The sequence below is a fragment of the Treponema sp. Marseille-Q4132 genome (assembly GCF_014334835.1).
GTDB lineage: Bacteria > Spirochaetota > Spirochaetia > Treponematales > Treponemataceae > Treponema_D > Treponema_D paredis.
Window position 1 is genome coordinate 354,910 of the sequence record NZ_CP060591.1, and the last position, 13,840, is coordinate 368,749.

General features: G+C 45.7%; 15 protein-coding genes. 9 read left to right on the top strand and 6 right to left on the bottom strand.

From position 1 onward, the window contains the following. Positions 1–387: 387 nt before the first annotated feature. The 6 genes from H9I35_RS01675 to H9I35_RS01700 form a co-directional block, all read right to left on the bottom strand. A complete protein-coding gene (locus tag H9I35_RS01675) occupies positions 388–984 on the bottom strand; it encodes a hypothetical protein (RefSeq protein WP_187419929.1) in 597 nt (198 codons plus the stop codon). Between the two features lie 118 nt (positions 985–1,102). Further along, positions 1,103–1,792, bottom strand: a complete 690-nt coding sequence (locus tag H9I35_RS01680) for a hypothetical protein (RefSeq protein ID WP_187419930.1) — start codon at positions 1,790–1,792, stop codon at positions 1,103–1,105. Between the two features lie 115 nt (positions 1,793–1,907). Beyond that, the gene (locus H9I35_RS01685) at positions 1,908–2,264 is read right to left on the bottom strand and encodes a hypothetical protein (protein ID WP_187419931.1); all 357 of its coding nucleotides are present in this window, start codon (positions 2,262–2,264) and stop codon (positions 1,908–1,910) included. A gap of 28 nt (positions 2,265–2,292) precedes the next feature. Beyond that, positions 2,293–2,448, bottom strand: a complete 156-nt coding sequence (locus tag H9I35_RS01690; RefSeq protein ID WP_187419932.1) for a hypothetical protein — start codon at positions 2,446–2,448, stop codon at positions 2,293–2,295. Positions 2,449–2,624: 176 nt separating this feature from the next. After that, entirely contained in the window at positions 2,625–2,912 is a 288-nt protein-coding gene (locus H9I35_RS01695) for a hypothetical protein (RefSeq protein WP_187419933.1), read from the bottom strand. A 326-nt stretch (positions 2,913–3,238) separates the two neighbouring features. Next, positions 3,239–4,216, bottom strand: coding sequence for an ankyrin repeat domain-containing protein (locus H9I35_RS01700; RefSeq protein ID WP_187419934.1), 978 nt, complete (start codon positions 4,214–4,216; stop codon positions 3,239–3,241). A 388-nt stretch (positions 4,217–4,604) separates the two neighbouring features. Here H9I35_RS01700 and H9I35_RS01705 point away from each other — a divergent pair, with 388 nt between their 5' ends. The 9 genes from H9I35_RS01705 (at position 4,605) to H9I35_RS01745 (ending at position 13,817) form a co-directional block, all read left to right on the top strand. Continuing rightward, positions 4,605–5,552, top strand: a complete 948-nt coding sequence (locus H9I35_RS01705; RefSeq protein WP_187419935.1) for an L-lactate dehydrogenase — start codon at positions 4,605–4,607, stop codon at positions 5,550–5,552. 263 nt (positions 5,553–5,815) lie between these two features. Continuing rightward, positions 5,816–7,207 (top strand): class II fumarate hydratase, encoded by a 1,392-nt coding sequence (gene fumC / locus H9I35_RS01710; RefSeq protein ID WP_187419936.1) that lies wholly within the window; start codon positions 5,816–5,818, stop codon positions 7,205–7,207. 78 nt (positions 7,208–7,285) lie between these two features. Further along, positions 7,286–8,104 carry a CoB--CoM heterodisulfide reductase iron-sulfur subunit B family protein gene (locus H9I35_RS01715; protein WP_187419937.1) on the top strand — a complete coding sequence of 273 codons (819 nt, stop codon included), beginning with the start codon at positions 7,286–7,288 and terminating at the stop codon, positions 8,102–8,104. Then, complete coding sequence (locus tag H9I35_RS01720) at positions 8,091–8,486, top strand: 4Fe-4S dicluster domain-containing protein (protein ID WP_187419938.1); 396 nt, start codon at positions 8,091–8,093, stop codon at positions 8,484–8,486. Before H9I35_RS01715 ends, H9I35_RS01720 begins: the two co-directional genes overlap by 14 nt. Before the next feature lie 2 nt (positions 8,487–8,488). After that, complete coding sequence (locus H9I35_RS01725) at positions 8,489–10,486, top strand: CoB--CoM heterodisulfide reductase iron-sulfur subunit A family protein (protein ID WP_187419939.1); 1,998 nt, start codon at positions 8,489–8,491, stop codon at positions 10,484–10,486. Between the two features lie 8 nt (positions 10,487–10,494). Then, entirely contained in the window at positions 10,495–10,977 is a 483-nt protein-coding gene (locus tag H9I35_RS01730; protein WP_187420712.1) for a hydrogenase iron-sulfur subunit, read from the top strand. Next, complete coding sequence (locus H9I35_RS01735) at positions 10,962–11,936, top strand: 4Fe-4S dicluster domain-containing protein (protein ID WP_187419940.1); 975 nt, start codon at positions 10,962–10,964, stop codon at positions 11,934–11,936. The genes H9I35_RS01730 and H9I35_RS01735 overlap by 16 nt, the downstream gene beginning before the upstream one ends. Continuing rightward, positions 11,933–13,000, top strand: coding sequence for a 4Fe-4S dicluster domain-containing protein (locus tag H9I35_RS01740; RefSeq protein ID WP_187419941.1), 1,068 nt, complete (start codon positions 11,933–11,935; stop codon positions 12,998–13,000). Before H9I35_RS01735 ends, H9I35_RS01740 begins: the two co-directional genes overlap by 4 nt. Beyond that, positions 12,990–13,817, top strand: a complete 828-nt coding sequence (locus H9I35_RS01745) for an FAD/NAD(P)-binding protein (protein ID WP_187419942.1) — start codon at positions 12,990–12,992, stop codon at positions 13,815–13,817. Before H9I35_RS01740 ends, H9I35_RS01745 begins: the two co-directional genes overlap by 11 nt. Positions 13,818–13,840: the final 23 nt, after the last annotated feature.

The window sequence follows — 13,840 nt, forward strand, 5'->3', positions numbered from 1 at the left end:
CTCCTATAAAAGAAAAACGCTGCAGGCGTTTTTCAACTTCCGACTTTTTTGTAAAATACACTTTTGCTATTTCTTGACACATTAATCGCAATCAAAAAATATTCGGGACTTGAACCACGAAGCGAGCGCCGAGCAGGGCGAGGAAGAGGCGGCAGGGATGCCGCCGGAAGCGAGCGCAGGCGTCCCGAAGGGGGCGTACAGGAAGTACGTACCCGAAGGGATTCAAGTCCCCCTCCGGGCAAGAGCACATAAATCCGAGCAGTGCGCAGGATTTATGTGCGTCTCTTACAAAGGAAAAACGCTGCAGGCGTTTTTCGACTCCAGACTTAAAAGAGCGATTTCGAGCAGTGCGGAGAAATCGCGAGCGTCTCCTGTTGATATGAATCATTATTTAAACCAATCTGTATAAGCTATAGTTATTCCGATTGAAAAACTATTCTCTATTTTTTCAAATTTTTTTGACATATTATTTTCTTTACTGGAATGATGTACAAACATTAACGGGTAATAATTTAAATTAAGGCCAATGCTGAATCCGGACTTAAAAAAATATATAATATTACTTCCTATTCCTAGATAAGCCAGACCAATTGTGCTTTTTATATTCGTCCCTTCATGTGAGGATCCCCCGAGAAGGAAACCGAATGAAAATCCCGGTGAAATTATGAAACCGCTTTCATTTCCCAAGCGTAAAAGAAAAGAAGGTGCAAGCAATGAAGCAAATCCTAAACATAATTCTTTTTCGTTGTGTGAAAAAATTATGCTTCCGTCAAAATGGAATCCGATTTTAGTATCTTCCTTAAAGATATTAAATCCTACATACATGGCTGGTTTTGGAATTATTATACCGATTTCGTTAATAACTTCTTCATTACAATTAAAACCGAAATCAATATTCAAACCTGCTGTGATATAATTTTGAGCTGACAAGTGTTGAAAAAGAAATATAAAAAATATCAAAAGCAAAATACTTGTTTTTTTCATTTTTTCCTCTTACCAAGCAAGCCGGGGAGCTGTCGCGCCATAACATTGTTTTACCCCGCAACGCAAGTGAAGACATGCATTGTCGAGCTTCAAAACTTTGTTATGTATTTTTATATATTTATAAATAATCATAAATTATTATTTTTATATAATTTTGATTATTAAAAAATTCAGACGAAGTTATACGATCAATCTTTTCATTGATCTCTTCCCTTATAACTTGGCCTTTGTTATTATAAAAGATATTTTTTGTATATCGAATATCTTCCGTCTCACCTTGCTTCTGAATTAGTCGTTCTTGAATTATACGGTTATTTTTTTTCTTATATTTAAATACTTTTCTGTTATTTTGATTATCTACAATTTCAATTAAATCACCATTTTTATTATAGAAATAATTGTATTCGAAAACAAAGGATTTCTTTTTTGATAATCTTTTATTTTCATATTCATATTTGACTGTATTTACAATATCTATTTCGTTATCTGTATAAAAATATTCTTCGATGATTTCATTCTCATTATTAATTTTATAAGAATGTATTTTATTCCCATTTTTTAATTCAATAATTTGATTATTTATATACTCATAATCAATTTCTTCTGAAGTATAAATTTTTTCGTTGTATGGAATATATGTTTCTATCGTTTTTATTTTCTTATTGTGTTCATTAAATAAATTAGTTATAATTGCTTGCAATCTTATTTCGTGTTCAAATTTATAAAATATATATTTATGATGAAAGTCTTCGGCAAAACAAAAAAAGAAATTACTGAAAATAAAAAATACCGAAAAGAACTTTTTCATTTTTTCTCCATAAGCGCCCCGGTACGGGTGTCCGCCTAATATTCGCTTGTACTGCACGCGGCTTGTCCGCGTGTCGGTTATAAAAACGGTATTTTGTGTTTTAATTTTTCATTTATTACATCTGTACAGTTACAACAATAATACATAGAAAAATTACAATTACATATAAGATGCTTTTATATCTATTTATGCGGATATATTCACCATATTCAAAATACTCTTTTTTGCAGGTTTTCTCGTATTGCGAATTTAACCTTTCTAGAGCCGCACCAAGCGAATAAGACTTTCGTAAGCCGTATTCTTCGCCATAAAATTCTTTATACCCAATATAGGATATAGTTTCTGCATCGCCTTCCAAACGACAAAAATCAATGAAAGTTTTGTATTTATTACTCCATGAGATCAAACTCCGAATAAGTGTAATAAAAAAGTATACTGCACACAATCCACTAAAAATTTTTAATACAATCATTTTTCTCCCAGCGGCGCAAAGTCGTGTTCTATGGCTGCCTTGCTGATTTAAAGTAAACTTCAATATTAAAGAATTTTTTTAAAACTAAACCTATATCTATTAATAATCCAAATACAATCCATGAATGGATTGCATTTATTTTAAATTCTCTATACTGTTCGTTATAATTATCTTCATTATTCATTTTTTATATCCAAACAAGCAGACCTCCGTCCTGTCCGCCTAACATTCGCTTGTACTGCACGCGGCTTGACCGCGTATCGGCTTTAAACCTTTTTTATCGCAAAAATATTTCCTATTCTTTTTTAAGAAGCTACGTTTCTATTATTAAAGTTTTTCCAAACAGTGTAAAGCCGTGTACTACAGCTTTTTTTTCAAGAAAACACCGTCAATTATGTCTAAGCAAAAAATGAATGCAAAAATACTATGTATAACGGTAAATTTTTTAGAGATTTCTTTTTGTCTATATTTTGCTATCAATGCAAATGTCATCGGCAAGCCTGTAAAAAACATACTCCAACAGTCTGCAATAAAACAACATATGGTAATAATAAAACCAAGCGGAAGGGTAAGCATTGCAAAGCCAAGAACAAAAATAAAAATATAAGCCGGTATATGAAGAAATTTTACATAAAGTATATTTTTCATAAAATCGGTATTACAGTTATTGTTAAAAGTTTCTATTCCGATGTTTATCAAGCACTTTACGGCAAAAAATAATTCTATTATGTTTACGGCGAGAAAGAAAAAAACAAATTAATAAATTGAGAAAATTCGGAAGTTCCGACAAATAACCAGAAAACAAAAAAGCGAATATATTTATTGTTGCAAAATACGGAAACAAAATTAATGTTATATATTTTTTCATTTTTTCCTCTTACCAAGCAAGAAGGGGAACTGTCGCCATAACTACGCATTTAAACAGCGCACGGCTTGACCGTGCGCCTGCTTTGAAACACATGTTATGTGATTTATTATTTTCTAAGATTTAAAATATCTGCATAGGTTCTTCCGAATTTTGTTTTTATATTTTTATCAGCCCCTTTAGATATTAACAATTCGATCAATCCCTCAGGATAAGCTGCCGACGCATAATGTAAAACCGTCCATCCAAAATCATCTATTTGATTTACGTTTATCTTATTATCCAACAAGAACATTACAACTTCTACTTGAGCTTTTTGAATTGCCCTTGCATTCCCATAATAAGGCATATCTCCGATAAAGTTGATTTTTGCTGATTCTTCATTTTCATTAACAGGATTTTCCCAATTAATTAAAGGTCCGTAATATGTAGCTGCGAATAACAAAGCTGTTTGATTTGAACTATTTAGACAATTAATACCAACACCTTTTTTTACAGCATATTTTATTAATTCCAAAGAATTTTCATTTATACTTTTTGATGCAAGATGAATCAAAGAGTTTCCCATTTCATCTTTATAATTGAAATCCGGATTTAATACTTCACAAACCGCATCATATTTATCCGGAGTAACTAAAGACAGAATCATTGGATTAGTCAGTTTTCCAACTGTAATGGCTTTTACTTTCGCGCAAATATCTTCAATTGATTTTCCATTATCACGAAAATAGTTTCTAAAACCCCATACATATTTATTTGAATCTACCAAATCATTTTCACAAAAATATTGAATTATTTCGTCATCATATTGATTCCAAATTGCATTTGCAAAATACTTTTCTTTACCTTCAGCTCCTGCTTCAATAAGTATTTTTACTAATTCAAAATTATTTTTAACGCGTTCGATAGGGTAATAACCATAATACTTTTGGTTAACATCCTCACCGGATGCAATTAATTTCTTCACTGTGTTTATATTAACTTTGTCTTTCATTAATGCGCTATTTAATTTCGATAGTTTTTCAGCTGCAAAAATCATTGTTGTACTTAAAATACAAATAATAATACCGAATACAATTTTTTTCATTTCTTCCTCCTAAAGTACCTCACTGCGCATATCCGTCATAATCCTCTTATCCGGCAAAATCGTCGTATAAGAATCATACAACGATACCGTTATTTCTTTACTATACCACGATATCACCCGAAAATACAGTACTTATACAGTCCGCCGAAAATTACAGAAGCAACCTTCGTTCGTTCCGATACATTCAAAAACTGCTCGTTTTTCCTAACCGCAAACCTGAGTAAATCATCTGCGTCTCCCCTGCCCTCCCGATTTTTTTGATTTTTTTTGCTTTACATTTCCGGAATAATGCTTTATTATTTTTTTTGTGGATGTGCCGTCGGCACAAGAGGGAGCAATCCCCATACAAGACTTGCTGTAGCAAAGTAGCAGTGCAGAGGAACAAAAATTGGCATTCAAAGTCACGATCATCGGAGCCGGTCAAGTAGGCTCTACGATCGCGTATTCGCTCACCGTTAAAGGCATCGCGTCTGAAATCGTAATGATCGATATCAACACGCAAAAAGCTTTGGGCGAAGCGCTCGACATCAGGCAGGGTACGCCGTTCTGCGACCCCGTAACCATTTATGCAGGGACATACGCCGATGCAAAGGATTCGGACATCGTCATTCTGACATCGGGCGTCGCGCGGAAGCCCGGACAATCCAGGCTGGATTTGGCGCAGACGAACGTCGACATCACGAAGAGCATCATCCCCGAAATCGTCAAGTATGCTTCTACGGCAATCTATGTGATTGTTTCGAATCCTGTCGATATTTTGACGTATCAATTTTACAAAATGTCGGGACTGCCGCAAAATCAGATTTTCGGTTCGGGAACGATCCTCGACACTGCCCGCCTTCGCGCACGCATTGCCGAATACTACCACATCGCACAGCAAAACGTACACGCGTACGTTTTCGGCGAACACGGAGATTCGTCGCTTATTCCGTGGTCGCTTGCAAATATCGCGACGATTCCCGTAGACGAATATAAATCCTGTCTCGAAGACAACGATAAACTCATCCCGCCGCTCATTCACGAAGAAGTCGAATCCTATATCCGAAGTTCGGGCGGAAAGATCATCGAACGTAAAGGGGCGACCTTTTACGCCGTAGCGATTTCGGTCGCGCACATCGTAGACTGCATCAACAACGCCGCAGACACGACACTCACCGTTTCCGCTATGGCGAACGGCGAATACGGCATTAAAGACGTAAGCCTTTCGATGCTTTCCGTCATCGGACGCACGGGATTTCACGGGCACTTGCTCGCCCCGCTTTCCGATATGGAGATCGTACAGATGCGGCGCAGCGCTGACTGCTTAAAAGACGCGATCAAACAGATACGGTTTTAGCATCGGCGATTTGATGTGATTGCGGACGATCGTTCGCAGGATCGGAAAAATGCGCCGAACATAAAATCCCGTTTTAATAAAAGCCGGATTTTAAAAACCTGTTTGACATCTCGCGTCGCCGCTCCGTTACCGGTTTCTTTTTCCGAATATCATCCGCACCCGCAATCATTTCAAATTATTGATTATCAGATCGGCAAATTTCGATTTTAATAAAATTCGAAATTGAATTATTAATTTTCGATAACAATATATGGGGAAAAGCGATGGGCGATTTCAGAATTGAACACGATTCGATGGGAGAAGTAAAAGTTCCTGCCGACAAATATTGGGGAGCGCAAACCGAGCGCAGTCATGAAAATTTCCGCATCGGAGTCGGCATTGAAACGATGCCGAGGGAAATCACAAAAGCGTTCGGGCACTTGAAAAAAGCCGCCGCGCGCGCGAACTGTGCGTTAAAGCCTGAAAAGATGACGGCGGAAAAACTTTCATGCATAGAAAAAGCCTGTGACGAAGTGATCGCAGGAAGGCTCGACGAACACTTTCCGCTCGTCGTATGGCAGACGGGAAGCGGTACGCAGTCGAATATGAACGCGAACGAAGTGATCGCAACCCGCGCAAACGAAATCGCGGGTAAAAAGCTCTGTCATCCGAATGACGACGTCAATATGAGTCAGTCGAGCAACGATACTTTTCCGACGGCGATGCACATCGCAGCCGTCGTCGAAATCGAAGATAAACTCTTTCCGGCAATCGACGTGCTTGTATCGACGTTTAAAAAGCTCGAAGCGGTAAACGAAAACGTCGTCAAAAGCGGGCGCACGCACTTGCAGGATGCCGTCCCGATTTCGTTCGCGCAGGAGATAAGCGGCTGGCGGACGTCCCTCGAAAAAGACAAAAACCTCATTTCGCTCGCGCTTCCCGAATTGAAAGAGCTCGCTCTCGGCGGTACGGCCGTCGGTACGGGGCTCAACGCGCCTCGAGGCTTCGACGTAAAAGTTGCCGAAGAACTGTCGTCTCTCACCGGAAAGCGCTTTATCACGGCTCCGAATAAATTTCACGCGCTCACGAGTAAAGATGAAATCGTCTTTGCACACGGAGGAGTAAAAGCGCTCGCTGCGGATTTATTAAAAATCGCAAACGACGTGCGCTGGCTCGCTTCGGGTCCGCGCTGCGGTCTCGGCGAAATACACATTCCCGAAAACGAACCGGGCTCTTCCATCATGCCGGGAAAAGTCAATCCGACGCAGTGCGAAGCGGTGACGATGGTCGCGGTGCAAGTGATGGGAAACGATGTCGCCGTCGGTATCGGCGCGAGTCAGGGCAATTTCGAACTCAACGTATTTATGCCGGTCATCGCGTATAATTTTTTGCAATCGGTACGTCTCCTTTCCGAAGCGATCGTATCTTTCAACGACAACTGCGCGTCGGGTATTACGGCGAACAAAGAAAAAATGCATTTCAATCTCTACAATTCGCTCATGCTCGTCACCGCGCTGAACCCCTACATCGGCTACGAAAACGCGGCAAAGACGAGCCACAAAGCGTACGAAGAGAATATTTCGCTGAAAGACGCATGCGTATCGCTCGGTTTTTTGACTGCGGAAAAATTCGACGAAGTTTTTCATCCCGAAGAAATGGCGGGCGTAAAGCGTTGATGCGCGATGCCGAACGCAACGGGCTTTGCAAAGAGCACGACGCGCTCGGAGAAAAGTTTTATTGAGAGGTTTTTGTGTATGGACGATCATCGTATATATTCGTATTTTCCGGGATGCACGCTTCGGAACAAAGCGCTCGATTTGGATCGCTATGCCCGTTCCTCGGCCGAAGCGCTCGGGTTTACGCTCGAAGAGATTCCCGATTGGCAGTGCTGCGGCGGAACCTATCCGCTGGCAAAAGACGAAATCGCAACGAAGCTTTCATCGGTGCGCGCACTTGCGGCCGCCCGCGATGCGAAAAGAGAACTCGTTACGATATGCTCGGCGTGCCACAACGTCATAAAGCAGGTAAACGACGATATGAGGCGGGACGACAACGTCATCGTAAAAGTCAACAACTATTTTAAAAACGATCATCTCTCCTATCACGGGGAGACGAAGGTGCTGCACTATCTCGAAGTGCTTCGCGACGCGGTCGGCTGGGAAAACGTCAAAGCGAAAGTGACGAAGCCGCTTACGGGCAAAAAAATCGGAGCGTACTACGGCTGTCTCCTGTTGCGGCCGGGACGCGTTATGAAGATGGACGATCCGGAAAATCCGAGCATCCTCGAAGATTTTATATCGGCGATCGGTGCAACACCTGTGCGCTATTCGCTTCGGAACGAGTGCTGCGGCGCGTATACGATGTTCGACGGCGGAGACATTCCCGAAAAGCGATGCAAAAAAATTTTGGATAATGCCGAATCGCAGGGAGCCGAGCTGCTCGTCACAGCCTGCCCGCTCTGCCGTTATAATCTCGTAAAACACCGGAGCGCCGAAAACGCCCCTGTGTTGTATTTTACCGAACTGCTCGCCGAAGCGCTCGGCGTCAAGGAGCAATGCCGTGTTGCAGTCTGAACTCAATAAGATCCGCGATGAAATACTTTCGATCAGCGGAGTAAACGTGCACAAGTGCATGCAGTGCGGAAAGTGTTCGGGTACTTGCCCGTCCTACGACGATATGGAATATCATCCGCACGAATTCGTGCATATGGTCGAAACCGGCGATATCGAAGCGCTTTTGAAAACGGAATCGACGTACCGCTGTCTGTCGTGTTTTGCGTGCATGGAGAGGTGCCCGCGCCAAGTCGAACCTGCGAAGATCGTGGAAGCGGTGCGCACGGTCGTCGAACGGACAAGAGGTGCGGAACACCTCGCCGCGGAAAAAGTGCCGCTTTATATCGACGGCGATATGCCGCAGCAGGCGATCGTCAGCGCATTCAGAAAGTATAGGAAGTGAGTATGCGGAAAATCGGAGTTTTTGTGTGCCACTGCGGCACGAATATAGCGGGCACGGTCGATGTAAAAGCCGTCGCGGACGCGCTCGGAAAAGAAGCGGGCGTTGTCTTTTCGACGGACTACACCTATATGTGCTCTCAGACGGGTCAGGATCTCATAGCCGACACGATAAAAGAACATGAGCTCGGCGGAGTCGTCGTGTGTTCCTGTTCGCCTCGTATGCATGAAGCGACATTCCGAAAGTGTGCGGAAAAAGCGGGTATCAATCCCTATCTTCTCGAAGTCGCAAATATCCGCGAACAGGATTCGTGGATATGTAAAGATATGCCGACCGCGACGGCAAAGGCGATTTCGCTCGGAAAAGCGGCTATCGCAAAAGTGCTGCTGAACGAACCGCTCACTGCAGGCGAAACGCCGGTCACCAAGCGCGCTCTCGTCATCGGCGGAGGTATCGCGGGCATTCAGACGGCGATCGATATCGCGGATGCGGGTTTTCCCGTAGACATCGTCGAAGCGAAGCCGACGATCGGCGGCAAAATGGCGCAGCTCGACAAAACCTTTCCGACGCTCGACTGTGCGGCCTGTATACTCACGCCGCGCATGGTCGAATGCGGACAAAACGAAAATATCAGGATACTCTCGTACAGCGAAGTGTCGGATATCAAAGGATTCGTCGGAAACTTTACGGTGACGATAAAACGCAAAGCACGCTACGTCGACGAAACGAAGTGTACGGGCTGCGGCGAATGCGTACAAAAGTGTCCGCAAAAAAAAGTGCCGAACGAATTCAATATGAATCTCGACAAGCGCTCCGCGATCTATATTCCCTTTGCGCAAGCCGTTCCGAAAATCGCGACGATCGATGCCGCTCACTGCATGAAGCTCACGTCGGGAAAATGCGGCGTCTGTTCGATGGTGTGTCAGGCGAAAGCGATCGATTACGGTGCGAAAGATACGTTCATCGAAGAAAAATACGGAGCCATCGTCGCCGCAACCGGCTACAATCCGATCGACTTGTCTAAGTTCGACGAGTTCGCGTATTCGCAGAGCAAAGACGTCGTATCGTCCCTCGAATTCGAACGCCTTATGAATGCGGCGGGCCCTACCGGCGGAACCCTGCTCCGCCCTTCCGACGGCAAGCATCCCAAAACGATCGTCTTCGTCCAATGTGTCGGAAGCCGCTGTTCGGCTGACGCGGAAAAAGGTCACGAATACTGTTCGAAAATCTGCTGTATGTACACGGCAAAGCACGCGATCCTCACGAGAGACCACTACCCCGATACGGAGTGCTACGTGTTTTATATCGACGTGCGCACACCGGGAAAAAACTTCGACGAATTTTACCGGAGAGCGGTCGAACAGTACGGCGTACACTATATCAAAGGCATGGTCGGAAAAGTGTCCGTCGAAGAAGACGGTACGCTCGACGTGCAAGGCTCGGATCTGCTCATGGATAAACAAGTGCACATCAAAGCCGACATGGTCGTACTTGCCGCTTCCATCGAAGCGGATAAGTCCGCGCGCTCATTGGCGACGATGCTCACCGCGAGCATGGACACGAACGACTTTTTTACCGAAGCGCATCCGAAGCTCCGCCCCGTCGAAAGCCCGACTGCAGGCGTCTATCTTTCAGGCTGCGCGCAGGGACCGAAGGATATCCCCGAAACGGTTTCGCAGGCAAGCGCGGCGGCAAGCAAAGTCATCGGCCTCCTCGTAAAGGATAAACTGAAAAACAATCCCTGCGTCGCCGAATCCGACGAAGCCATGTGCAACGGCTGCTCGCAGTGCGAAAACGTATGCCCCTACGGCGCGATCACGTATATCGATAAAGACTTCCGCGGCATAAACCGCACGACGGTGACACGCCGAGTCGCGCAAGTAAACCCCGCCGTCTGTCAAGGCTGCGGCGCGTGTACGGTCGCCTGTCCCTCGGGAGCAATGGATCTCAAAGGATTTACGAATAAAGAAATCATGGCGGAGGTCGATGCTTTATGTCTGTAAAAAACGATATGCAGCCGAAGACTGTCGATGCGGCTGCCGGAAACGATTTTCCCGAAAAAAGAAGTGTATTTAAACCGAAGATCGTAGCCTTTTGCTGCAACTGGTGTTCGTACGCGGGAGCGGATTTGGCCGGCAGCAACCGCCTCGAATATCCGGCCGACGTCAAAATCATCCGCATTCCCTGTTCGTGCCGATTAAACCCGATCTTTATCCTGCGCGCGTTTCAGCGGGGAGCCGACGGCGTCATCCTCTGCGGCTGTCACCCGGGAGACTGCCACTATACGAGCGGCAACTATTTTGCAAGACGGCGCATGACGCTCCTCTTTTCCATGCTCGAATTCCTCGGCATCGAAAAAGGAAGGACGAGAGTCGAATGGGTGTCCGCGGCGGAAGGCGCAAAATTTGCCAAAACGATGCATGAATTCGTCGAGGCGGTAACGGCGCTCGGAGAAAACAAACGGCTGGAGGATTTACGATGCAAAGCGAAATGACCGGCGAATTGGTAAACCGCGCAAAAACGCTGCTTGCGGACAAAACGGTACAGATCGTACTCGGCTGGAGAAGAGGCCTTTTCGATTACGATGTAACGCCTTCGCTTTTTACGTCGGCGGACGATATCGAAAAAAACTTCGTATACAACGAATACAGCGCGGCGAACCTGTCGAAATACCTCGTGAAAGAAACGCGCAAAATCGAAACGGCGAAAAATACCGTGCGCGCGAACAACGCGATCGCAAAACAAAAAGACGCGAACGCCGAAACGCAGGCGGAACCCGAAGCGAAAATACTCGTGTTTTTAAAACCCTGCGACACTTACAGCTTTACCGAATTGCTGAAAGAACACCGTATTTTCAGAAGCCACGTATACGCGATCGGCGTTCCGTGCGACGGCATGAAAGATCCCGAAAAACAAGAGCTGTCCGAACGCTGTGCCGTGTGTAAAAGCAAAAAACACATCGGCTGCGACGAACTTATTGGAGAAGACGGAGACGTACGGGATTCCGCGCGCTTCGACGAAGTTGCAAAGCTCGAAGCGATGACGGAAGAAGAACGCTTTGCGTTTTGGCAAAACGAACTTTCGCGCTGTATCCGCTGCAACGCGTGCCGCGACGTCTGTCCCGCCTGTACTTGTACGACGTGCGTATTCGACAACCCCGCATCCGGCGCTGCACAAAAAGTCGCAGCATCGAGTTTCGAAGAAAGCATGTACCATATCATCCGCGCGTGGCACGTCGCAGGCCGTTGTACCGACTGCGGCGAATGCTCTCGCGTGTGTCCCCAGCGTATCCCGCTGCACCTCATCAATCGAAAATTTATTAAAGATATCGACGAACTCTACGGTTCTTACACGGCGGGAAGCGATATGGAGACGAAGCCGCCGATGCTCACGTATAGGACGAGCGACGCGGAACCCGACATCATCTATTCGCGTTCGGGAGGTACACTATGAGAAATTTCGTATCGCTGCCGTTTGAAAAACTTGACGAACTCTTTGCCCTCATCGCACAAAAGGAAGCGCTGTATATTCCCGTAGACGACGCATCGGGTAAAGCCGATTTTAAACGCTGGAAAGACGGCGCCGTCCTTTCGTCCGAGCTTAAAACGGTGAGATCGGCAAAAGATTTTTTCTTTCCGAAAATCGAAAACCTCGTGCACTACAAGCTTTCAGGCAAAAAAATCGAAGTCGAAGATCCGCGTACCGAATCGGAAGACTTTGTCGTTTTCGGCGTGCGCGCGTGCGACGCTGCGAGTTTTGCGATCGTCGACGACGTGTACATCAATATGGAGCCGGTCGATACCTACTACAAAACGCGGCGTGAACACGGTACCGTCGTCACGCTCGCCTGTTCGGAACCGAAAGAAACCTGTTTTTGTAAACTCTACGGCATCGATGCGGCCGAGCCGCAAGGAGATGCGAGCGCGTGGATCGCCGACGGAAAGGTCTTTTTTCGCGCAAACACCGAAAAGGGAGACGCGTTTATCGAAATCATCAAAAGCATGACGAGCGAGAGCGGCGCGGATATCGTCGAAAAACAGCAAAAGGCAACGCGGGAAAAAATCGACAAACTGCCTTTCGTCGATATCGACCTTTCGAAATTTCGCGGCGAAAATATGCTTTCGATTTTCAATCTGCCGGTGTGGGAAAACCTTTCGGAAGCGTGCTTGGGCTGCGGCACATGTACATACGTGTGTCCGACGTGCATGTGTTTTGATATCAGGAGTTTCGATACCGGAAGCGGCATACGACAGTTCCGCTGCTGGGACAGCTGTATGTTTTCGGACTTTACGAAGATGGCGGCGGAAAATCCGCGGCACACGCAAAAGGAGCGCTTCCGTCAGCGCTTTATGCACAAGCTCGTGTATTATCCGATGGATCACGGCGGCGTTTACAGCTGCGTCGGCTGCGGAAGATGCCTCGAAAGCTGCCCCATCCGCATGAATATCGTAAAAGTTATGAAAACGATAAACGACGACGCTCGAATCGAAAAGCCGGAGGTACACGATGGAAAATGACATGTTGATTCCGTACATCGGCGTAATCACCGACATACGCGATGAAACGGGAGACGTAAAGACTTTCCGCGTAGTCGGACGCGACGGAAAAAAATTATTTTACCACAAGCCCGGTCAGTGCGCGATACTCTCCGTTCCGGGCGTCGGGGATTCCATGATTTCGATAACGTCTTCTCCGACGGTCGAAGCATATCAGGAGTTCAGCATAAAAAAATGCGGATGCGTCACGTCGTGGCTGCATGCGGCCGAAGAAGGACAGGAGATAGGCGTGAGAGGTCCGCTCGGAAACGGCTTTCCCGTCGACACCGTTTTCAAAGGCAAAGACTTGCTCTTTGTCGCAGGCGGTATAGGTCTCGCTCCGCTTCGAAGCGTCATCAACTACGTCCGTTTTCACCGAAGCGATTACGGCAAAGTGACGATCGTTTACGGTTCGCGCTCGAAACAGGATCTCGTCGCGTACAGAGAGATCACCGAAGAGTGGATGAAAACTCCGGACTTTACCGTATATTTGACGATCGATAAAGCTCAAGACGATTGGGACGGTCACGTCGGTTTTGTGCCGCCCTATGTCAAAGAGCTCAACCCCGACACGAGTATGACGGCGATCATGTGCGGTCCGCCCATCCTCATCCATTTGACGCTCGCCGGACTCAATGAGCTCGGCTTTAAAGATACGCAGATATTTACGACGATGGAGATGCGTATGAAATGCGGTATCGGAAAATGCGGCAGGTGCAATATCGGCAACAAGTACGTATGCAAAGACGGACCGGTGTTTTCGTTCGACGAACTCGGCGCGCTGCCGCCCGAATATTGACGGACGATATGTCGAGTTTGGAA